We start from the raw sequence: 19,705 nt of genomic DNA on the forward strand, positions 1-19,705 counted from the left end.
GCAGCCCGCTGGTAGTCTGGGTGGCTGTGTCTCCTGCCCTCTCAGCACGAGACACGACTTCTGGAAAATCATCGGTACAAAACATCGGCACAGGACCCGCGCGGCCCCGTGCCTGAACCTGTAGAGGCTCATTCGTGGCGAACATCAAGTCCCAGATCAAGCGGATCAAGACCAACGAGAAGGCCCGGCTGCGCAACAAGGCCGTCAAGTCCTCCCTGAAGACCGCGATCCGCAAGGCCCGCGAGGCCGCTGCCGCGGGTGACGTCGAGAAGGCCACCGAGTACCAGCGCGCGGCTGCGCGTCAGCTCGACAAGGCCGTCTCCAAGGGCGTCATCCACAAGAACCAGGCCGCCAACAAGAAGTCGGCGCTGGCGGCGAAGGTCACGACCCTCAAGGGCTGACATCTTCATCTTGATCTGACCGCCGGAGGGAATCGAGCGGGCCCTCTCTCATCCGCTCCCGTCCGGCATCCCGAGTCTGTACGCGGCCTGCGTTCGCCACGCGGGTACGGACTCACCTTCTTCGAACCGAAGGCCCCGCCGCCTGCCCTTCCCCAGGGCGGGTGGCGGGGCCTTCGGCTTGTTCGCGGACGCTGTCAGGCCCAGAACTCGTTGATCTTGTCGATATCGTCGGTGCACTCTTCGAGATCGGTGAACTTGTCCCCGACGATCCGGAAAACGATCGCGGCGTCCTCCTCGAGGCGCTTGCCCTTGCGCTCGGCCGTGAAGTGGTGCACGGAGACCGCATGCCCCCGGCCGTCGACGAGAACGTTGCGCAGTTCGGCGTGTACCGTCCCGCCGGTCTCCTCGAAGAGCCGGCCGTACATCTCGATGATCGCGTCCTGGCCCTTGTAGTCCCCCGAGAGCAGGTGGTCGCCGGGCACGTGGTGCTTGCAGTCCCCCGTCATCAGCCCACGCAAGCCCTCCATGTCACCGCTCAAGAACGCTTCGTATCCCCTGCGGACGAGTGCTGCGTGCGGGTGTTCAGCCATGGCAACCGCCACCTTTCCCTGTTCGGCGATTTGGGGCTGATACGTCCGATTCTCCTCCCTGCGGCGGGAAGAGCTACTGGATCACGCCCGTCCCCTGGACCGCGCCGCCCGCGCGATCGCCACGACCGCCTTCTCCAGGGCGTACTCAGGATCGTCGCCGCCGCCCTTCACGCCGGCGTCGGCCTCGGCCACGGCCCGCAGCGCGTAGGCCACCCCGTCCGGCGTCCAGCCCCGCATCTGCTGCCGTACCCGGTCGATCTTCCAGGGCGGCATGCCCAGCTCGCGCGCGAGATCGGCCGGACGTCCCCCTCGCGCGGAGGACAGCTTGCCGATGGCCCGTACGCCCTGCGCCAGCGCGCTGGTGATCAGCACCGGCGCGACCCCCGTCGCCAGCGACCACCGGAGCGCCTCCAGCGCCTCGGCGGCCCGCCCCTCCACCGCCCGGTCGGCGACGGTGAAGCTCGATGCCTCGGCCCGCCCGGTGTAATACCGCCCGACGACGGCCTCGTCGATGGTCCCCTCGACATCGGCGACCAGCTGGGACACGGCGGACGCCAGCTCCCGCAGGTCACTGCCGATCGAGTCCACGAGCGCCTGACAGGCCTCGGGCGTCGCGGACCGACCGGTCGCCCGGAACTCGCCCCGCACGAACGCCAGCCGGTCCGCCGGCTTCGTCATCTTCGGGCACGCCACCTCGCGGGCCCCCGCCTTGCGCGCGGCATCCAGCAGCGCCTTGCCCTTGGCCCCACCCGCGTGCAGCAGCACGAGCGTGATCTCCTCGGCGGGCGCCCCAAGATACGCCTTCACGTCCTTGACCGTGTCCGCCGACAGATCCTGCGCGTTGCGCACGACGACGACCTTGCGCTCCGCGAAGAGCGACGGACTGGTCAACTCCGCAAGCGTCCCGGGCTGCAACTGGTCCGAGGTCAGGTCACGTACGTCCGTGTCGGCGTCGGAAGCCCGGGCGGCGGCCACCACGTCCCGCACGGCACGGTCGAGCAGGAGGTCCTCCTGGCCCACGGCAAGAGTCACCGGGGCGAGAGGGTCGTCATTCGCAGTCTTCCTGGACATTGCGCCAAGCATGGCACGCGCCACTGACAACGGGTGCCGGTGCTGGACTCGGACGGCATCACCCGCGGCCGGCCGGGCTACGGCTCCTCCCGCCACCCTTCCCACTCGCCGGCGAACTCGTCCAGCTCCCGGGGATCCAGCCGCTCCGCCTCGTCCCGCAGCACGACGAGCCACTGGGCGTCCTCGGCATCGTCCTCACCGGCCAGCGCGTCCCGTACCAGCCGCGGTTCCTCGTCGACCCCGAACCGGTCCGCGAGCGCCTGTGCCACCTCTTCCGCGGCATCACGGTCGGGCAGCACCAGCACATGTCTCACATCACTCACGAAGCCATTGTCCGGTACCCCACCGGGGCGACCGGCTCACCCCTTGCGCACGACCTGTACGTCGAGGTCGATCCGGATGCTGGGCCCGACGACCGCGATTCCGCGCGCCAGCATCGTCTGCCAGCTCACCGTGAAGTCGTCCCGGCGCAACTCGGTCGTGGCCCGGCAGGCCGCCCGCACCTCGCCCTCCATGCCGTTGCCGAGCCCGAGGTACTCCGTGTCGAGGGTGACCGTACGCGTCACCCCGTGCAGCGACAGCGCGCCTGTGATCGCCCACCGGTTGCCGCCCTTGTGCACGAACCGCTCGCTGTAGAACTCCAGCGTCGGGAAGCGCTGTACGTCGAGGAAGTCGTCCGACCGCAGATGGTCGTCGCGCATCCTGACGTTCGTGTCGATGGACGCCGCGTCGATCACCACATGCATCGCCGAGTGATCCATCTGGTCGGCGATCCGTACGACCCCCGCGAAGGAGTTGAACCGCCCGTGGATCCGGGCCAGCCCGATGTGCCGCGCGGTGAAGGCGATCGAGGAATGCGTCGGCTCGATCTCCCAGTCCCCCGGCGACGGCAGCTCGGGCGGCCGGGCCACCTGGAGGGTCACATCACCGAGCGAGGCGAGCGCGTTCTCCCCGACCACGGCGGTCGCCCGGTACGGCGTGTACCCCTCGGCCGAGACCGCGAGCCGGTACTCACCCGCCGGCACCGTCGTCATGAACGACCCGAAGGGATCCATACCCCCGACGACCACCTTGCGGCCCGCGACGTCGGTGACCGCGAACTCGGCGTGGACCACCGGCTCGTTGACCGGGTCGAGGACCCTGCAGCTGAGCACCCCGGCGCTCGGCGGGGTCCGCACCGCCGCCAGGGGACTCGTCCGCTGCGTCCGGTTCGTTCGGCTTCCCAGCCAGCGACCGATCATCTTCAACCCCTGCACGCCTCGACATCACTGCTGCCGAAGACGCATTCGACCACTGATGGGGCTTTCGAGGCAACACAAGGCCACATCATGGGAAACCAGCACATGTGCCGGATCTAAAAAGCGAGTAACCCCGAGTGGCCTCGTGTGGTGACCACGTGTGGCCTCATGTGGTCCGAATCAGCCGTGCGAGTGGGGAACTCCCACAGTCGGCACACTGTCGAGCTCGATCCCGAACCGCTCCCGGTACACCGCCAGCACCTCCTCTTCCGAGTCCAGCTCGCGCTCCTCCCGCGTCCCGTCGGCAGCCGTCGCCTTGAAGGTGCGGCCACTGAGTGTGATCCGTCCTCCGTCCTCCGTCACCCGCGAGCAGACCAGCGACTGCGTGAAGTGCGAGACCGGCGAGGTGCAGTGCCACCAGGCCCCGGCCACGAAGTCACCGAGAGCCCGCGGCCGTAGCTCCAGGCGGTACTGGGGCTTGCCGTTCACGACGACGTCCAGGTCCGCCGCCCCCGCCCCGGCCGCCTCCGGTCCCGCCTCGGCGATCCGGAACGTGCCGCCGGGATCCTTCTGCTCGCCTCGCTCCCGGAACGCCAGCGGATAGTGACTGTGCGCCCCGAACCCGACGTCGGCCAGCCACTCACCCCCGTCCACCGTCCGCACCCGCAGCGCGAGATGGTCGTACGGAATCCCGAGCCGCCCCTCCTCCCCGTACACCCGCCCCGCGAGCAGCGTGACGTCGAATCCCAGCGCGGTGAGCAACGCCCCGAACGCGCCGTTGAGTTCGTAACAGAACCCGCCTCTCCGCGAGCCCACCACCTTGTCCAGCAGCCGTTCCTCCTCAAGCACGATCTCCTCCCCGAGGTGGATCGACAGGTTCTCGAACGGCACGGTCTGCAGGTGACGCAGATGCAGACCGCGCAGCACGTCGAGGGTGGCGCCCGGGGCGCCGCCGACGCCCGTGGGCCACTCGGACGGCTCGACTCCCAGACGGCGGAGATAGGCATCGACCTGTGTGGAATCCATGGCCTCAGTCTCGCCCCACCCAAAGTTCCCCGCCGCCCATACGGCCGCCCATACCGCCGCCCGTACCGGCGACCGCGAGCGCCCCGTCCCGGTCGGTCCGCAGCACCACCGCACCCCCGGCCCGCAGCGCGGCGACCGTACTCGGAGCCGGGTGCCCATACGGGTTGTCGGCGCCGCAAGAAATGAGCGCCAGCCGCGGTGCCACCCGGCGTATCAGCTCGGGGTCCTGGTAGGCCGAGCCGTGGTGGGCGACCTTGAGCACATCCACCCCGCCCAGCCGCGCACCCGCAGGCGACCTCACCAGCGCCTGCTGCGCCGGTGGTTCGAGATCCCCGAGCAGCAGGAACCGCAGCCCGGCCGACCTGACGAGCAAGGCGACACTCGCGTCGTTCGGCCCCTCCGGCTCCGGTGCCGGGCGCGGCGGCGGCCACAGCACCTCCCAGGACAGCGCCCCGGTACGCCGCTGCTCACCGGCCATGCCACGCGTCACGGGAATGCGCCGCGCCGCCGCCTCCCTCCGTACGAACTCGACCTGGTCCGCCGGCTCTTCGTAGGCCGTCGTCTCGATCGCCCCGACCGACCGCCCGCGCAGCACTCCGGGCAGCCCCGCCACATGGTCGGCGTGGAAGCGTTCTTTACGTTCGGTATGTCTCATGAGACATCTACGAAGACGAGGCTTTCCAGCTGGGACTTTTACACCAGTACATAAGCCGTCACAGTTCAAGGAGCGACACTGAGACACTGGTCCGCCCTGTTACTCGATCTGCGGTCATGCCGCCTCCTGCGCTGCATGATCCCTGCGGCACCAGCAAGAATCGCCGGGTTGCCTGGGAGCGAGCGACCGCTTCGTACTACCGGCCCCAGGCCCCGGCACGCGACCGGATCAGGAACCCGGCGGCGCACAGTCGACTTCGATATCCCGAAACACGGCGGCGTTCGACGGCCGGCATCAAGGCCGAGGCCGGCATCTTCAGGACGGCACTACTCCCCCAAGAATCGAGCAAGGATCCCTCCCAGCGCGCGCAAGGGACCTTTGGCGTCAGCGAATTCTATTTTCACGCTCTCCTCCCATGAACCGTCCGGCCTTTTAATGATCTTCCGCACTTCGCGACGTTTCCCACCTGTGGTGACGAGGTAAAGGCCATATAGCACGCAGGCCGCTATCACAGTCACCTCCACAATTGGAAGCCTATTTTTAGCCTGCACTATGGCGTCACGTACCAAATCTCGATGTTCCGGATCGTCCCATAGCGCGGAAAGGACTGCCAGGTTCGCATCAAGGAGAGCAGCGCTGTCCGTGCACAGTACCGCTGTGGCTTCATCTACAGGCGCCGCACCATCGACTGCTTGCGCGAGCTGGCTTTGCATCACCTCGGGAGGAATGTCGTTGGACAACTCCGACACAAGGTAACGCACGGCATGCTGAACGGTGGTCGCATCCGCCTGTTGCTCGTTGAGGAATTGCGCCAAACTTTGATTCATGTCCAGTCCCCTTCCACTGCAAAGCAAGAGTTGCGCCATGGGGGGATGCCCTTGGCATGGAGCCGGTCACTTGCTCTATTAATTGCCATGGGCATGGCCACTGAATGTTCGAGATAGTCACTAAGTCCATCAATAAGAATGGAAGTTGCGTCGGCGGGGACTACATCCCACAAAGGCGCCACCACTGTCCTGGTTCCTTTGAGCCTTAGAGCACCGTATAGGCCTATCCGCTCACCAAGTCCCGCCAAGTGGCTAGTACCGGACGAGCAGGCCGCAGACAGTACAACCCGCGGAGCACGCGTCAAATCTGCTGCATTTCTCCATGACCAGCGGTGCTGCCTGCGTGCGGCCGAGGCGGCGGCTACCGCGTGAGTTGTCGGCAGCTCCCCAGCATGAGCAAGCATCAAGGCGACTTCATAGGTTTTTGGTTCAACAAAGCCATGACACAGAAGAACCGCAATGTCCACAGAGGAGAGCAATTCGCTAACTTGCTGTTGATCAGCCATCTCGCCGACACAGGTCCGAATAACTCGACCCGCCCGTTCGCCGATATTGCGAATTTCGAAGAGTGCATCTTCGAATACCCTCAGTGTCGCTGGGCTCTCCTCTGCACTTGGAACTAGCACAACTCCTATTGGACCGAACCGCTCAGACGGCGAAGTCGTAAGCTTCAGCAAGGATGACCAGCTAGGAGCGTAGGACATTGTCCATCCGCCGCCAGAAAGGGTATGCCAGGGTAGACCAGCATGATCTGGGTGATCAATGATCACCAGGTGATCCCCGTCGGCAACGTTTGCGCATTCCCCCCTAAACCAGTCTCTTACCTGCTGCCACGGATGGTAATCAAGAGCATCTCCTGAACGACCAGGCCGCCACCCATTAAGACGCGCCCGCAAATAGTCTGGTAGTTTGAAAAACTCAATCGCACTGTCTGGGGCGCTGACCCAGCGTGTGTTGATATCACCATCTGACGTGATCTGAGTATGCATGCCAATGTAATCTTCAGGGAGATCAAGCCATTCTATGACATGGAATACGCCACCACTGGGGGTCAGACGTTTAAGCACGTCCACTCCAAGCCCATTAGACAGATCAGCAATTTCCTGGAGTGTTCCTGCCGCTTGATGAATCATCTGAGCTCGCCCATTAGCATCACGCTGAAGCTCGGCAGTCAGTCGCACGAGTGACATATCTGGTGAGCCTGCCACCAACAAATCGGCCAACTCGCGAAGCATGCGCCCGATTTGACTTGTTGCCCCCAATGCCATGCTTATGTCAGAAATGCCGCCCAATTCCCGAGCCATAGCTGCTGGAACCTGCCGCAGCATTGCACTTGCCGCAGTTTCATCGTGATCTCGTATTGCGTAACGGGCACTGCCAATCAACGACACGGAAGTATGGAGTCCGATCTCGTTTCCTACAATAATCGTAGCCTTCCAAACATTCTCGACCTGCGCAATGCCAAGAGCATCGCCCGCAAGAGCAAGGGTCTCATAGGAGCGCAGAGAAAAATCTAGATGACCGCGACTGCAAGCGAGGGAATTCGCTTTTATCAGAGATTTGAACACTTCCCGTGCAGTATCGCGGAAAAGATGTCGGTTCGCTTGCAAAACATTCGCCCACGCTGCAGCTACTACCAAAAGCGTACTGTCGTCTTCAGGAACCCCGATCTCTTCCAGCTCATCCGCTGCCTCACTTGAGTCATCAGGAAGAAGATTGGCGCGTAGCGAAGTAAGTCTATTTGACCAGGGGCCGGCGGCAAGAGAAGTAGCCTCGAGCAGGGCCGCTCGGGCCTCTTCATGGTGCCCTAGACTTGAATTTGCAGCAGCCAGAGCCTGAAGTAGCTCTAGCCGACGGCTACCCCTGGTACCGGGAAGGATGCTTTCCAGAAGAGCAACCGCCTTGTCCGGCTCCCCTGTTGCGATCATTGCATAAGCGCGATATCCCTGGACATAGGCATGGTGATTTCCATCAAGTTCCAATTCCGTCAGAGCATCCAGTTCGTGTCGCGCCTTCGGAGCATCTCCAGTGAGTTGAAGAGCAAATGCACGCTCACAGTCAAGGGCAACACGAGTCGAATCTGACAGCAGGCTTTCGGCGGCCATGGCGCGAGTACCCACTCTTGTGACAAAGCGTGCGGGATCTCCAGCCTCTTTGCATGCCTGTCCAAAATATGCTATGAGCCTGCCGTACGATTCCATATCGCTCGCCAGTCTTTCAGCGGCGAGGTCGAAGAGCTTCTCAGCATCATCCACACGTTGATCCTTAACCAACGCTCGCATACCGTAGAAGTAGCGATGAGCAGGATCTGACGGCCAAAATACTTGAAGTGCGCCTTCTACGAAGTCCAGAACATCTTCAGGTGCCGCCTCGGGCCCTACACTTAGAGCGAACCCATCCGCAATCACCTGGCTCAGCAGTTCTGCCCGGTCAAGATCGGCGCAGATATCGATGAGGAGGCCCGCAGGAGCGTCAGGCAGATGACGTTGTAGGGCCTCTTGGAGGGAGAAATCATCAAGCATTTTGGAAGCCATAGGGTGCGGCAACTTGAGGCGGTCGACCTCCCCCGCATTTGCTGCGCTACGCAAATACATCTCAATCTCTATATAGAGGTCGGCCCAGCGTGAGGCAAATGGGTTGGTGAGGCCGGTTGCTGCGCACGCAGCGGCATGAACTGCATGGTAAACGTACCCTTGATTTTCGGGATCGAATTCTTGCATCAGCTTCAATGCCTCGGGAAGTATCGAGCCAGGCCAGATAAGCTGGATAATACTGGTTGACAGTGGGCGATTTACCTCACCGCCGAGATGCAATAGAACCCACCCTTGCAGTTCGGCCAAATCAGTCACGTATTCATCAGTCGGCTTCTGTAGTAGGATCCCTGGGAAGCGTCCACTAGCAAATATCATGGCAACTGCAAAAGTTGGAGCATGTAGACGAGAATAGTTCTCTTTCTGCCACTCAAACCTTTCCTTCTGGCTTAGCAGCCAATATTCGTTCAGCATTTCGATCTCTGGGCGGACTCGATCTGCAATTGCTGAGATGAAGTCCTGTATCGATCCGTAGACCCGCAGGTTTGCTTCCCGCTTCAGTACGGCATAGATCAACCCTGGCAATTGGTAGTTTTCCACGGCCCGGCCAGGAAGTACATCCACCGGGTCGTTAGGCCCAGCGAAGTCGTCATAGAGGACATACGTCGGGCTACTGTCCAAAATATTTCCACAGGCCGGGCATCGGTCTGCCTGATCAGAAAGTACTACAAAGTTGAGCGCCCGAGCGTCCCAAATGTTGACGAGAACGGTGCGCCAGGGGTCAACGAGCCGGTCGATATCAGTCCGACATTCGGGACATCGGGCAATATCTAGCTTCTTGCTCATCATTGATCCACGCTTCGGCTAGGCCCCCATGCCACCGGTCGGATAATCATGATCTCGACGCCTGCTGATAGCCCGCAAGCACCGCGAAGCAGAATCCACACAGCGAGCGGAGTAGCACTTTCAAGACACGGGAGCTTCAAGGGATGTTCATGATCGGCGAGCACGCGTGCCCATGGATCAAGTATGGGCAGACGAGGGACGGGGTTGTCGCGCTGAAGAAGGCCGATCCCCTTACAAGGCACTTCGATTGACTGAGACACTGCTCCGCCGTGTGACTCGATCTGCTGGCGAGTAGGGGCAGAACTCCGGGCGGGAGCTTCGCCGCATCCAATCTTCCCGTCATAGTGAGCTCGCTCGTCGGCAGAGCCACGCTGGCCTGTCTTCGGGCCAGCCATCTGTTGTCATCCCGGAAGCTCCAGACGGCGTTGCGTGTCCGCATGCCACCCGCATCCCCGGGCGGTACTCGTCGCCCCATCGCTTCTCCATGTCGCGAGGCGATCATGGAACCATCTGACATCCGACCACGGCCTGTCAGACGGGAGCCGGCCCAGTCGCTCACACCCGAGCCCCGTTGAGCATGAAACGACCGCCGTGGCCCGACTGAACGGGTCCACGACGGCCGAAGCTGCGAGCAGGCCGATGCTTCTACAGTTTCATCTTGGACCTCATCCCGTTGATCACGGTCATGCCGTAGCGACTTCCCCCACCCTGCGAGGAGAGAAGAGCCCCGGCTGTCCTCGGACGGTCGGGGCTCTTCGGGCGATCAGTCCTCGTCCTCGAACACGAAGTCCTCGTCATCAAAGTCCTCGATCTCAGGGTCCTCCCCCTTGGGGTAGACGATCGGGTCCGGGTCCCAGTGGCGGTACTCCCAACGCGCCTGAGTCGTGATCTGCTCGATGCTGTCCGTCGGCATGTGGGTTCGAGCCGCCTCCATGGCCGCCATCACGACCTCGCCGTACGTGTCGCTCAGCCGCTTGGACCGGGTGACCTTCTCGTTGACCTCGATCTCCAGCTTGATCGTCAGGATCTTCTTGACGCCCACGGGCCCCTCCCTCGTCGTTGGACGACCAGTCTGATCCGCAGCACCGGCGACCCGCCGGGGATCACTGGAGTTGGCGCCGAAAACCCTCAAGTAGAGGCGTGTCAAGGAAAATGTGGTGGACCACCTTCAGCACGTCCACTCCCGCCAGCCGGGCCGCGGCCCGAGAGCACAACGGGGCTTGCTGAGCGGAGAGTTCGAGGTTTCCGAGCAGCAGCAGCCGCAGTCCGCCGAACCGGAGGAGCAGGGCGACACTGGTGTCGTTCGGTCCGTCCGGCTCCGGTACCGCTGCCTGCCCCGGGGCTGGCGCGGCGGGTGACCACAGCCCCTGCCGTAGATCAGGGGGCCCTAGCTTCACGGGCGGTGGACGAGAAGTTCCGACCACCTATCGGGTTCCTGCTCCACCTTCCGCCTGCAGCTGTTCTGGAGGTGTCGACGGTGCGACCGGACGGTAGCGGGGGACAGGGCGAGGAGCTCGCCGACCTGGGAGTCGGTCCATCCATCGGCCGTGAGAAGCAGCACCTGAGCCTGCCGCAGCGGCAGGCTCTTCAGCAGTTGGTTCAGGACGTCCGCCATGACCATCTCCTGAGGACTGCGCTCCCAGCCGAGCTCCCACTGGGTGAGTTCGAGGAACCCCGGATCCATCGGATTCGCGACCTCGCGGGAGGCGCGTTCCATGAGCCGCTTCGCCCGGTTGACTGCCACCCTTCGCAGGTACCGGTCGGCAAAGCCCCAGCGGCCAACGTTGTCCCACTTGCGGAAGACCACCTCGAATGCGTCTTGAACAATGTCCTCGGCGTCGACAGCGGTTACACCCCTGGCCCGCAGTCTCGCACGGACGTACCGGAGGAGCCCCGCCCTGTGTTCCTTGTGGAACTCCTCGAAATCCCCGAGCGGGGGGAGCAAGTCAGTGATGGAGATGGACCACTTGCGGGACTCGCCGGACTCGGGAGAAGCCGGGCCGCAGAACCAGTCGAGCCAGTCGTTGAACTCGCCCTCGGTCAGGTGTGTATCCGGCGAGCTGGCGATGTGCGCACGGAACTCTTCCAGGCTCACCCACTCAGAATCAGGTGCTGTCACAGGTCTCCACCCGGCCTCGTGCAGTCAGGCGTTTGGGCTGTACCCGCTCCCTCCGGCGTGTCCGTGCTTGTGCTGCGGGGCTGCGGCACGGCAGCGGTCTCCCGACGGGCCAGCCGCGCTGCCTGGCGCGCACGGAACCATCGGATGACGGACAGGATCGCGGTGGCGGTGATCGAGAAGATCGTGAGGACTGGCGCGAGCTGCCGTGCCAGATCGATCACAAGGTCCCAGTTGGTCCACAGCAGCAGCCCGGCGGAGGCGAACAGCGCGACGAACATGGCGATGACCAGTGCGATGTGGTGGTCCTGGATCCAGATGTCGATGGGCGCCGCCCGGCGGCGGAGGCGAGTCGGTGCGCCTTGAGCAGTGCGGATCACGCGCTGCCGCATCGTGCGCATACGCGCACGCATGGAGGAACGACCCATGGGAGTCCCCTTTGTTCGGGGGCCAGCCGATGCCCAGGGGTGCCGGGTCGCTGGTGCGACCCGGCGTCCTGAGGGGTGATGGAAGCCCAGACTCACTGCTCTCGCCAAAGATCTCGTGAAGTCGCGGGCTCTGCTTGGCCCTTGTGTTGTTTTGCCCGTCATCTTGGCAGATGGCAGATCCTCTGAACCGCCTAGAACGCATGGTTCCCAGGCAAAACGGCGGTGACATGGTTCACACGAATCTGGTGGGGAACACGCTGCACGTTTCGGGCTCGTCGCTGCCTGAATACCGGTGACGGCGCCCCACACGAAGGTGGAGTAGCCTCACACGTGGCCTGGCCATTCATGATCTCCTCACCTGCCCGGAGCGATCCGCGAAGGGTGATGGAGGGTCTGGGGGTCCCTGCTCTCGCCAAAGATCTCGGGATCTCCAGGCCCCTGTGGAAACAACGGGCCCGGCCGGCATCCAATGCCGCCCGGGCCCGTTGCTGTGTGCCGAACCAGTGCTCCTTGAGGGGAAACACGTGTTGTAGGCCGCTGTGAGCAACCCCGGCGGCGAGCGGCGGAGGAGCGCTCAGCAACGTGCCGGGCGATCGCGTCGACTCCGGGGCGAGCGTAGCGTTCCAGGGACCGTACGAAGGCGGCGAGCACCACCCTTTAGAGACTCATCCGCGTCTTGGCTACTCCAGGTCGAAGCTGTTGAGGCCAGACCAATCAATATGCAGCGGAAGGTCGACCCTGTCTTGTGCGGGCCCAGTCAAGTCCCCCAAGCGGTGAGGCAAACGGTCTCGGTAGCGCGCCCTGCACCACGTCGGCTGAGCGATCTCCGGTGTCTGCGTCCGGGGCCGGCCCCTCACGCACATGCACTCCTACGTTTCGCCGTTCGCCGTCCGGCGTCTTCCCTGAGGAGCTGGATGGTGACTATGTCCGCATGGTGCCGGACGAGCGGCGCGCGGGCTTGCACCGGCCAGCGTCTCCGGCATGAAGCAAAGATGACATATTCGAACTGACATGCGATGATGACGCGGGTTTCAAAAATAGCGCCTCGATTGAGGTATGGTTTTTGAAACTCACGGTTGTCTGGAGGGGGCTTTGCAGAACCTGGATCCGGATCAGTGCAGGCAGCGGCTCGCGCAGCTCGACTTCTCGACGGACTTGTTCCACGAGGCGCTCGACCTTGCGATTGCCGATGTCCGCACCTGCACCGACTTTGACGCTCCCGCGATGCGCGGCTTCATGTTCTGGAGCCGCACGAACCGGTATCTCGCCGAGGCCCTCGATCCCGAAGGGTGGGGGCGCACGGCCCGGGACAGCATCCTCCGGATGATCCACCCCAGCATCAGCCACGCGGTCACCGCGATCAGCGCCGAGGGCGGCGTGGGCGACCTCGCAGCGCGCGTACGGTCGAAGAACCCGAAGGGTCCGGCGATGGCGCGCCTGGTGGAGAGGAACGGCCAGTTCGCCTTCATGACCCACGACGAGGTGCTCTACGGCCGGGAGCTCGATCAGATCCCGACGTGGTGCCTGCTGTACAAGTGGGACAAGGGAGTGATCAGCGCGGAACTGTCCCTGCCGATCAAGATGAACGGGAAGTTCGTCGACGAGTGGCAGGAACGCATTCCGCTGGTCCTTCCGGATCTCGGTGACCCGGGCGCGGACATCGGGCTGCTGGACGACCCGGGCGACGGCGATGGACCGGAGGTCGTGGTGGAGCTACTGGGGGGCTGACCAGGTTGACGTGAGACTGAGAGTGGGAGCTGAGGGAACGTGTTCACCCCTGAACGGTTGGTCCTGGCGCGCAGGCGACGGCGTATGACGCTGGCGGAGCTGGCCCGGACCTCGGGGTATTCGGCGCAGAGCATCACGGCGTTCGAGAACCACCGCAAGGTCCCCTCACCGGAGACGCTGGCCGCGCTCGCGGCGGCCCTTCACTACCCGCTCTCCTTCTTCGCCGCGCCCCGGCCGGCGGAACTGCAGCTGGACTCCGTGAGTTTCAGAGCGCCGTCGAAGATGACGGCGACGGAACGCGACAGCGCTCTGAGCTCGGGAGCCATCGCCGTGGCTCTGAATGTCTGGTTGGAGGGCCTGTTCAAGCTGCCCCGGCCCGACTTGCCCACCTACCCGCACCTGGAGCCCGAGGCCGCAGCTGAACAGGTGCGAGCCGTCTGGGGCCTTGGTGAGGCCCCGGTGCCGAACACCGTGCATCTGCTGGAGGCACACGGGGTGCGGGTGTTCTCCCTGCCGTCGGACTGCCTGGACATCGACGCGTTCTCCACTATCAACGCGGGCACCCCGTACGTCTTTCTGAATACTCGCAAGACCGGTGAGCGAGGCCGGTTCGACGCCGCGCACGAGCTGGGGCACCTGGTGATGCACTGCGAGCACCGCATCCCCCACGGACGGGACTCGGAGGGTGAGGCGAACGACTTCGCCTCCGCCTTCCTGATGCCGCGCGCGGGCATCCTCGCGCAGCGGCTCCACAACGCCTCCCTTGAGCGGATACTGAGCGCCAAACGCCGGTGGGGCGTCTCCGCGATGGCCCTGACCTACCGCCTGCGCAAGCTCGATCTGCTGTCCGAGTGGCGCTACAGCCAGACCATGAAGGAGCTGGCCCGCCGCGGCTACCGCAGGGCGGAGCCCGACTCCTCGCTGGTACGCGAGAGCAGCCAGCTGCTGGCCAAGGTGTTCGAGGTGTTGCGTGATCCGCTGAAGAAGTCTCCGTCAGATGTGGCGGCGGAGCTGAACATCTTTGTCGAGGAACTCAATGAGTATGTGTTCGGGCTGGTCCCGGTCGCAGTGGAGGGGGGCGGGCAGCAGTCCGCACCCGTTCGCCCTCAACTGCGGCTCGTCAAGGGCTAGGTGGCGCGGTCGACCACAGCAGTCTGCCCCGTTCGCGGCCGTGTTCTCCTGGTGCGCCGCACGCCTGTCTCCTCTCGAAAGACATGACTTGTGAAGGTTCTCGGTGTTGCCGTCTCCTCCGGCGTCCTGCACTTCGGGGCGCTCGACGCCCCGCAGGGCGCCGTTGCTCCTGCTGTGATGGCCAGCGCCCCGGCGCGGCTGGTTCCCGCCGCCGGTCTGGCGGGGGCCGAGCGGCTCGCCGACACGTTCGACAGGATCACCCAGGACCTGCGCATCCTCGCTCCCGACGCCGTGGTCCTCGTGGGGACCCGCAAGCACGGCAACTGGACGTACAAGGAGGCGACGGAGCGCATCTCCCTCATTTCGGCGCTAATGCTCTCGTGTGCCCAGCAGAACGTGACCTACGAGGAGTTGAAGACCGAACAGATCGGCAGGCTCGTCGGTCTCCCCCCTGCTTCCCTGGGCACCCTCAGTCACGAGACAATCGGGCTGACACAACGGCCGCCATACTGGAATGCGGGGCGAGGAGCCGCTTTCGCCGCCGCCTTGGCCTACGTCACCGACGGGTCCGAGAACTAGCGCGCCGCAACGCGTTGACGAAGGAGACCGCGCGTGAAGCAGCGCGAGAGACGACTCACCCTCAACTACGAGTGCCTGCAGACGATGCCGACCGGTCTGCACGAGGTACGCGTGTGGTGGGACCCGGACCTCGCAAACTGGCTCGTCGGCAAGCGCGTGGACCTCTCGGAGGTCGAGGACGGCGCCGACCTGGTGGAGCCGCAGGTGATGGAGATGATCGACCATCCCAATGTGGTCAAGGTCCGCTCTGTCGCCTCCGTAGCCGGCTTCCCGGCGCCGATGCGGGTCGTCGAAGTGCTCATGCCGTTCTATGAGGAGGGCAGCGTCACCGACGCTCTCGAAGCCGGCAAGTGCTTCACGCCGAGCCAGGCGCTGCGCATCATCCGGGCCGCTCTGCAGGGGCTGGCGGAGATGCACGAACGCCACGGCATCCTGCACCGTGACGTGAAAAGCCCGAACCTCTTCCTCACTGGTGACGCCCAGACGGTAAAGCTCGGCGACCTTGGTCTGGCCGGCAAAATGGACGGCGACGGCAGGACCCCCGGCGTGAACGCACCCCAGCTGTACTCACCGCCCGAACTGCTCACCGGCGACGGCCTGACCCGGGCCTCGGACTTGTACTCCCTGGGTGTGGTCCTCCTGGAGCTGCTGCGCGGCAAGTTCGACTACGACTCCTACTCGAAGACGGACACCGTCGACGCTCTGACCAAGGGCGAGTCACCGCTGCGCAAGGAGGACCTCCTACTCCCTGTCTGGGTGTGCCGGTCACTGCGCAAAGTCGTCCGCAAGGCCATGGACCCCGTGCCGGCCCGCCGGTTCCAGACGGCCCGCGAGATGAGCGACCAGCTCGCCAAGATCAAGATCGCGGACTGGCGGGAGACCAGCGCCGACACCTGGGAAGCGCCCTTTCTGCACGACGCCGGCAGACGCATCCGGGTGACCGCGAAGCCCACCCGGGGCGGCGGTCTCACTCTCATCATGCACAAACGCAAGACACTGTCGTGGCGCCGCGCGGAAACCGACGTGAAGGTGAGCGACCTGCACGCTCAGCAGGCGCTGGCCGTCTTCGAGAAGGCCAACAGCCTGGCCGTCAGCTGATCCACGGCTAGATCGATCACGCGGTCCTGCTCAGGGGTCAGTGCACCGCAGATCGGCGGGCAATCCAGTTCCCCGGCCACCTCGTACCGGGCTGCGGCTCCCACGCCCACCGGGACCAGCACGCCCTCCTGTGCCAGCGCCCACATCTCAGACCGGACCCTGCGCGCGTCCACACCGCGACTGCCGACGAGCGGCATCAGGACGTCCAGCCAGCCGTCGTCTTCCGACTGCTCAGCGGTATGCGCCCACAACTGCTCGATCAGCACTTCAGCTGCCCAGGCATGCCGGGGCAGCGTGCGCCCGGGGAGCCGGGAGACGCACAGCGCTAGCAGGGCACCCTGCGGCGAGAGCTCTTCCATATCGGCTCCTCCTCCCACGCGTCCACACCGACCAGTCCATCTGGCATCCCTACTTTGCAGCGTGCCGTACGGGCTCTGGCCCTGCAAGGCTCCCACCTAACGGATGGAACAAAGATTCGATTAATTTCCACACGCCGCCCCGGGCCTGTGTGCCCGGCGCAGCTGTGCGCGTCATCGCATTCGCGCAGTAGCGGGGTTATCCACAGGCCCACCCAGGGCTTTCCGCGTGTCCGTACGGTAGAGGCTTCGCTGATCACTGGCACGGGGGTGCATGGTGGCGTACGAGGTGGACTTGGCGGTACGCGTGGAAGACGCCCTGGTTGAACTGCCCCAAGAGGGGCGGCAGGAGGTCATGGAGACGTTGGCTGCGGCGCTGGTGCGGCCGCGCGAGTGGCCGCAGCCCGGCGGGTGGCACGCAGCGGTGGTCTTTGGTCCACGCTCGTGGATCTGCTTCACCTCCTTCCTCGGCGGCATCCAAGTGATCGACGTGGGCTGGGCGGGCTGACCCGGTCCGTTCCCGGACGCCCGGAGCGGAGGGGCTCGCGCAGGCCTGCAAGGACGCCGGCCACCGCACCGGGCTAACGCGGTCCCACAGGCCCGAACGCTCGTGGCTGGTGGGGTCCGGGGTGCGCTCGCACGACAGACCTGACCCAGGCGAGAACCTCAGCTCCGGTGAGCCAGTGCGCGCGAGTGAACTGACAGGCGGGGGTCTGCTTGTAGCAGTTCTCTGAGGTCAGCCTCATCGGTATGCGTGGCCATGTACTGGCGTACCAGCGCCTTGAGGTCACGGGCGAGGGCTTGGCCCGTAACGGGCTGTACGTTCTCGGCCCTGCACCACAGACCCGTCCGATGCAGAAGCGATCACCCCAGGTGCCCTCGCCGAGACAGGCCCTGCAGCATTGCGCCCGGATGAGTCCGACGTCGCCGGTGGAGCATTCGTGATGCGCCCGAAAGGGCTAGCCAACTCCGCACTAGGAGAAGTCACTTGGGGTGAAGCGGTTCCCGGTGACGATGCCTGCGACAACGGCGCGATCAACGCAGGCGCTCGGCGGCTTGTGCGAGGTCACCCAGGCGAGCTCGTCCACTCGAAGGCTGCCGGCTTTGGTCTTCTCCGTCAGGTCGAGAACCAGCAGCTGTCCGAACGGGACGTTGGTGTTGCTGTACTCGGCGGCCTGCGCCAGGTATTTCCCTTCCAGGTCGTCCCGATCACTGGTCGTGTGGTTCTTCTTGACCTCTGTCAGGTACTGGAGAGGGCCGAAGCTGACGAGGACATCGGCTCGGCCGAGTGCTTGGTTGATGGCCTCGACCTGGGCCAAAGCACCCAGCTGTCCGGTGAGCAGCCAGTGGAAGAAGTGCTGCTGGAGGTCGTTCTCCACGGGTACCGCATCGCCGTCAGCCTTGTTGTAGCAGCGACGGTAGTCCCGGATCCGGATCTTCTTGTTGTTGGTGTCGTAGCGGCCCTCGCCGAACGCGGTAGCGGTATCCAGATCGGCTGCCGCTTTAAGGAACAGCAAGGTCTGCTCGACCAGAAGAGAGAAAGTGCGCCGTGTCTCGCCGGTGAAGTCAGGGAAGACGCTCAGCTGTGTCAGGAACCGGTTGAGCAAGGGCACCACGACGGGATCGGAGTTGCGCAGTCGGGCGAGGTCCTCGGTGTGGGTGAGACCGTCGATCGCAACCAGGGCCTCATCGGTGATGTTGCGCGCGAGGTCGGAGGCGAAGTCGATCCCGAGCTTCCTGACGGTGGTGGGCGCAAATCGGTACGCACGTTCTACGTCGTTCTCTGAGGGGCCGCTCTCATCTGCGCCGTCTCTGGCGGGCGTGTGGGCCTCACGGCCGGCCTGCGCCGCTGCGGAGGCAATACGGCGATCGATCTTGTCCATCAGGACCGCGGCAGTAGGGTGGTCGAAGCTGGCACCGGGGTGCTGTTCTGGTGCTGATGCGGCTCGCCGCAACTGAGCCAGCAGCGCCTGGCGCCGTACGAAGGAGTCTTCCACTGCGGGCTCAACCAGGAGGGCCAGTCCTGTCCCGTCTTGGCTCCCCAGGGCACGCACCGTGCGGGCTGCGCTGTAGGCGCTCAGGACGTCGTCCAAGGCCGTCCAGGGCTCCATCCAGACGTCGTCCTGCAGGAGTTCCGCGGCGCGGTGCAGGCGCAGGACGAGCCGCCCCCAGGCCACTTCCGCCGCGAGTTGGGGCTGCAGCCACGCGGGTTGATGCATGCCCCAGTGCCCCGCGTCCCTTCGTTGCAGCGCCGTGTCCAAGCGCGCCGCCGCTGCGGCGACTGCCGTCGCGTTCCCGGCGGTGAAGGCGAGGACAGCGTCACAGACGGCGGCGTAGGCCTGGGCGTCGTGGCGGGCTTCCTCTGCGGCCTCGGCTGCGTTGAACCATTCCCGGGCAGTGGTGATGTGCTCACTGACCTCGTCCAACGACTGTGCGGACAGAGCGGATCGCAGGTGGTCACAGCCGAGTTCTACGAAGGCATCAACGTCGCTGGCTTCGTCGGCGGCCAGTCGTGTGAGCAGAGAGCGCACGGTCTCGGTGACGACCTGCTCGTCCCGGGACCAGCAGTCCAGGGCGAGACCGAGAATGCGCGGAAGACGCTCGAGGAAGTCTTCCGGGCCCTCTGTGTCCAGCTCTTCGAGGGTGCCCCACACCTTTATGGGGCTCACCACCTTGGAAACGGCGAGCCGGACCGCTCCCTCCAACCGCGCGGCCGCCAGGAGCGGCACGGACTGGACTGCCTCGTACAGGCCGGTCAGGAGAGCTCCATTGAGGGGTTTACCCAAGGCCTTCGCCGTGTTCGTACTGCCGAGCAGTGTCTCCAGAGCCGAGGTCAGATGCAAGACGCTGAGCTGCCTGGCAAAGCCGGAGGAGAACTGGGCCGCTGCCTGGTCCCATGCACGATCGCTGTGGTCGAAGGCGTGGGTGATGGCCTCAGCGAGCAGTGGCGCGTAGGGGCCGGACGCCACCTCTGCGACTTCACCGTGCACCACGGTTTCGGGCAGACCCACAGCTTCAAAGGTGATCATCTGACCGGAACTCGCCAGATCGCTCAATCGCCCGGCGAGCTGCGTCATGTCCAAC

The 19,705-nt window shown here is 64.5% G+C and carries 18 protein-coding genes and 2 pseudogenes; 6 read left to right on the forward strand and 14 right to left on the reverse strand.

Annotated features, from left to right (window positions below):
- Positions 1-134: 134 nt before the first annotated feature.
- Positions 135-401, forward strand: a complete 267-nt coding sequence (gene rpsT / locus QFZ76_RS18430; protein WP_307674766.1) for a 30S ribosomal protein S20 — start codon at positions 135-137, stop codon at positions 399-401.
- A 194-nt stretch (positions 402-595) separates the two neighbouring features.
- Here rpsT and QFZ76_RS18435 read toward each other — a convergent pair whose 3' ends face one another.
- The 12 genes and pseudogenes from QFZ76_RS18435 to QFZ76_RS18485 form a co-directional block, all read right to left on the reverse strand.
- Positions 596-991 carry a nuclear transport factor 2 family protein gene (locus tag QFZ76_RS18435; protein ID WP_307674767.1) on the reverse strand — a complete coding sequence of 132 codons (396 nt, stop codon included), beginning with the start codon at positions 989-991 and terminating at the stop codon, positions 596-598.
- A gap of 81 nt (positions 992-1,072) precedes the next feature.
- A complete protein-coding gene (gene holA, locus QFZ76_RS18440; RefSeq protein WP_307674768.1) occupies positions 1,073-2,062 on the reverse strand; it encodes a DNA polymerase III subunit delta in 990 nt (329 codons plus the stop codon).
- A gap of 77 nt (positions 2,063-2,139) precedes the next feature.
- Positions 2,140-2,385, reverse strand: a complete 246-nt coding sequence (locus QFZ76_RS18445) for a hypothetical protein (RefSeq protein WP_307674769.1) — start codon at positions 2,383-2,385, stop codon at positions 2,140-2,142.
- A gap of 36 nt (positions 2,386-2,421) precedes the next feature.
- Entirely contained in the window at positions 2,422-3,303 is an 882-nt protein-coding gene (locus tag QFZ76_RS18450; protein ID WP_307674770.1) for a YceI family protein, read from the reverse strand.
- Between the two features lie 177 nt (positions 3,304-3,480).
- The gene (locus QFZ76_RS18455; protein WP_307674771.1) at positions 3,481-4,326 is read right to left on the reverse strand and encodes an arylamine N-acetyltransferase; all 846 of its coding nucleotides are present in this window, start codon (positions 4,324-4,326) and stop codon (positions 3,481-3,483) included.
- A gap of 4 nt (positions 4,327-4,330) precedes the next feature.
- Positions 4,331-4,954, reverse strand: a pseudogene (locus QFZ76_RS18460) (ComEC/Rec2 family competence protein); the annotation flags it as partial.
- Between the two features lie 353 nt (positions 4,955-5,307).
- Positions 5,308-5,808, reverse strand: coding sequence for a hypothetical protein (locus tag QFZ76_RS18465; protein WP_307674772.1), 501 nt, complete (start codon positions 5,806-5,808; stop codon positions 5,308-5,310).
- A complete protein-coding gene (locus QFZ76_RS18470; RefSeq protein WP_307674773.1) occupies positions 5,805-9,188 on the reverse strand; it encodes a CHAT domain-containing protein in 3,384 nt (1,127 codons plus the stop codon). Before QFZ76_RS18470 ends, QFZ76_RS18465 begins: the two co-directional genes overlap by 4 nt.
- A 760-nt stretch (positions 9,189-9,948) precedes the next feature.
- Complete coding sequence (locus QFZ76_RS18475) at positions 9,949-10,227, reverse strand: hypothetical protein (protein WP_307674774.1); 279 nt, start codon at positions 10,225-10,227, stop codon at positions 9,949-9,951.
- Positions 10,228-10,288: 61 nt separating this feature from the next.
- Positions 10,289-10,555: pseudogene (locus QFZ76_RS51770) on the reverse strand (hypothetical protein); the annotation flags it as partial.
- A gap of 23 nt (positions 10,556-10,578) precedes the next feature.
- Entirely contained in the window at positions 10,579-11,280 is a 702-nt protein-coding gene (locus tag QFZ76_RS18480) for an RNA polymerase sigma factor (protein ID WP_307674775.1), read from the reverse strand.
- A gap of 20 nt (positions 11,281-11,300) precedes the next feature.
- Positions 11,301-11,729: a hypothetical protein gene (locus tag QFZ76_RS18485; protein WP_307674776.1), complete on the reverse strand. Its 429-nt coding sequence runs from the start codon at positions 11,727-11,729 to the stop codon at positions 11,301-11,303.
- Between the two features lie 1,092 nt (positions 11,730-12,821).
- Here QFZ76_RS18485 and QFZ76_RS18490 point away from each other — a divergent pair.
- The 4 genes from QFZ76_RS18490 to QFZ76_RS18505 all read left to right on the forward strand — a co-directional run bounded on the left by QFZ76_RS18490 (position 12,822) and on the right by QFZ76_RS18505 (position 16,265).
- On the forward strand, positions 12,822-13,457 hold the full coding sequence (locus QFZ76_RS18490; RefSeq protein WP_307674777.1) for a hypothetical protein: 636 nt from the start codon (positions 12,822-12,824) through the stop codon (positions 13,455-13,457).
- A gap of 39 nt (positions 13,458-13,496) precedes the next feature.
- Positions 13,497-14,588 (forward strand): ImmA/IrrE family metallo-endopeptidase, encoded by a 1,092-nt coding sequence (locus QFZ76_RS18495; protein ID WP_307674778.1) that lies wholly within the window; start codon positions 13,497-13,499, stop codon positions 14,586-14,588.
- 90 nt (positions 14,589-14,678) lie between these two features.
- Complete coding sequence (locus QFZ76_RS18500; RefSeq protein WP_307674779.1) at positions 14,679-15,167, forward strand: hypothetical protein; 489 nt, start codon at positions 14,679-14,681, stop codon at positions 15,165-15,167.
- Between the two features lie 33 nt (positions 15,168-15,200).
- Positions 15,201-16,265 carry a serine/threonine-protein kinase gene (locus QFZ76_RS18505; protein WP_307674780.1) on the forward strand — a complete coding sequence of 355 codons (1,065 nt, stop codon included), beginning with the start codon at positions 15,201-15,203 and terminating at the stop codon, positions 16,263-16,265.
- Here the strand turns inward: QFZ76_RS18505 and QFZ76_RS18510 are convergent.
- Positions 16,214-16,624, reverse strand: a complete 411-nt coding sequence (locus QFZ76_RS18510) for a hypothetical protein (protein WP_307674781.1) — start codon at positions 16,622-16,624, stop codon at positions 16,214-16,216. The genes QFZ76_RS18505 and QFZ76_RS18510 overlap by 52 nt on opposite strands.
- Positions 16,625-16,895: 271 nt before the next feature.
- On the opposite strand from QFZ76_RS18510, the gene QFZ76_RS18515 reads away from it, so the two are divergent.
- Positions 16,896-17,129, forward strand: coding sequence for a hypothetical protein (locus tag QFZ76_RS18515; protein WP_307674782.1), 234 nt, complete (start codon positions 16,896-16,898; stop codon positions 17,127-17,129).
- Positions 17,130-17,595: 466 nt separating this feature from the next.
- On the opposite strand, the gene QFZ76_RS18520 is transcribed toward QFZ76_RS18515, so the two are convergent.
- Complete coding sequence (locus QFZ76_RS18520) at positions 17,596-19,698, reverse strand: hypothetical protein (protein ID WP_307674783.1); 2,103 nt, start codon at positions 19,696-19,698, stop codon at positions 17,596-17,598.
- Positions 19,699-19,705: the final 7 nt, after the last annotated feature.

The organism is Streptomyces sp. V4I2 (assembly GCF_030817655.1).
Lineage (GTDB): Bacteria > Actinomycetota > Actinomycetes > Streptomycetales > Streptomycetaceae > Streptomyces > Streptomyces plumbiresistens.

Bases quoted from the DNA above. Each gene is read 5' to 3' on its own strand.
- QFZ76_RS18435 (WP_307674767.1), bottom strand. From the start codon at position 991: ATGGCTGAACACCCGCACGCAGCACTCGTCCGCAGGGGATACGAAGCG.
- holA (WP_307674768.1), bottom strand. From the start codon at position 2,062: ATGTCCAGGAAGACTGCGAATGACGACCCTCTCGCCCCGGTGACTCTT.
- QFZ76_RS18450 (WP_307674770.1), bottom strand. From the start codon at position 3,303: ATGATCGGTCGCTGGCTGGGAAGCCGAACGAACCGGACGCAGCGGACG.
- QFZ76_RS18455 (WP_307674771.1), bottom strand. From the start codon at position 4,326: ATGGATTCCACACAGGTCGATGCCTATCTCCGCCGTCTGGGAGTCGAG.
- QFZ76_RS18465 (WP_307674772.1), bottom strand. From the start codon at position 5,808: ATGAATCAAAGTTTGGCGCAATTCCTCAACGAGCAACAGGCGGATGCG.
- QFZ76_RS18470 (WP_307674773.1), bottom strand. From the start codon at position 9,188: ATGATGAGCAAGAAGCTAGATATTGCCCGATGTCCCGAATGTCGGACT.
- QFZ76_RS18485 (WP_307674776.1), bottom strand. From the start codon at position 11,729: ATGGGTCGTTCCTCCATGCGTGCGCGTATGCGCACGATGCGGCAGCGC.
- QFZ76_RS18510 (WP_307674781.1), bottom strand. From the start codon at position 16,624: ATGGAAGAGCTCTCGCCGCAGGGTGCCCTGCTAGCGCTGTGCGTCTCC.
- QFZ76_RS18515 (WP_307674782.1), top strand. From the start codon at position 16,896: ATGGTGGCGTACGAGGTGGACTTGGCGGTACGCGTGGAAGACGCCCTG.
- QFZ76_RS18520 (WP_307674783.1), bottom strand. From the start codon at position 19,698: ATGACGCAGCTCGCCGGGCGATTGAGCGATCTGGCGAGTTCCGGTCAG.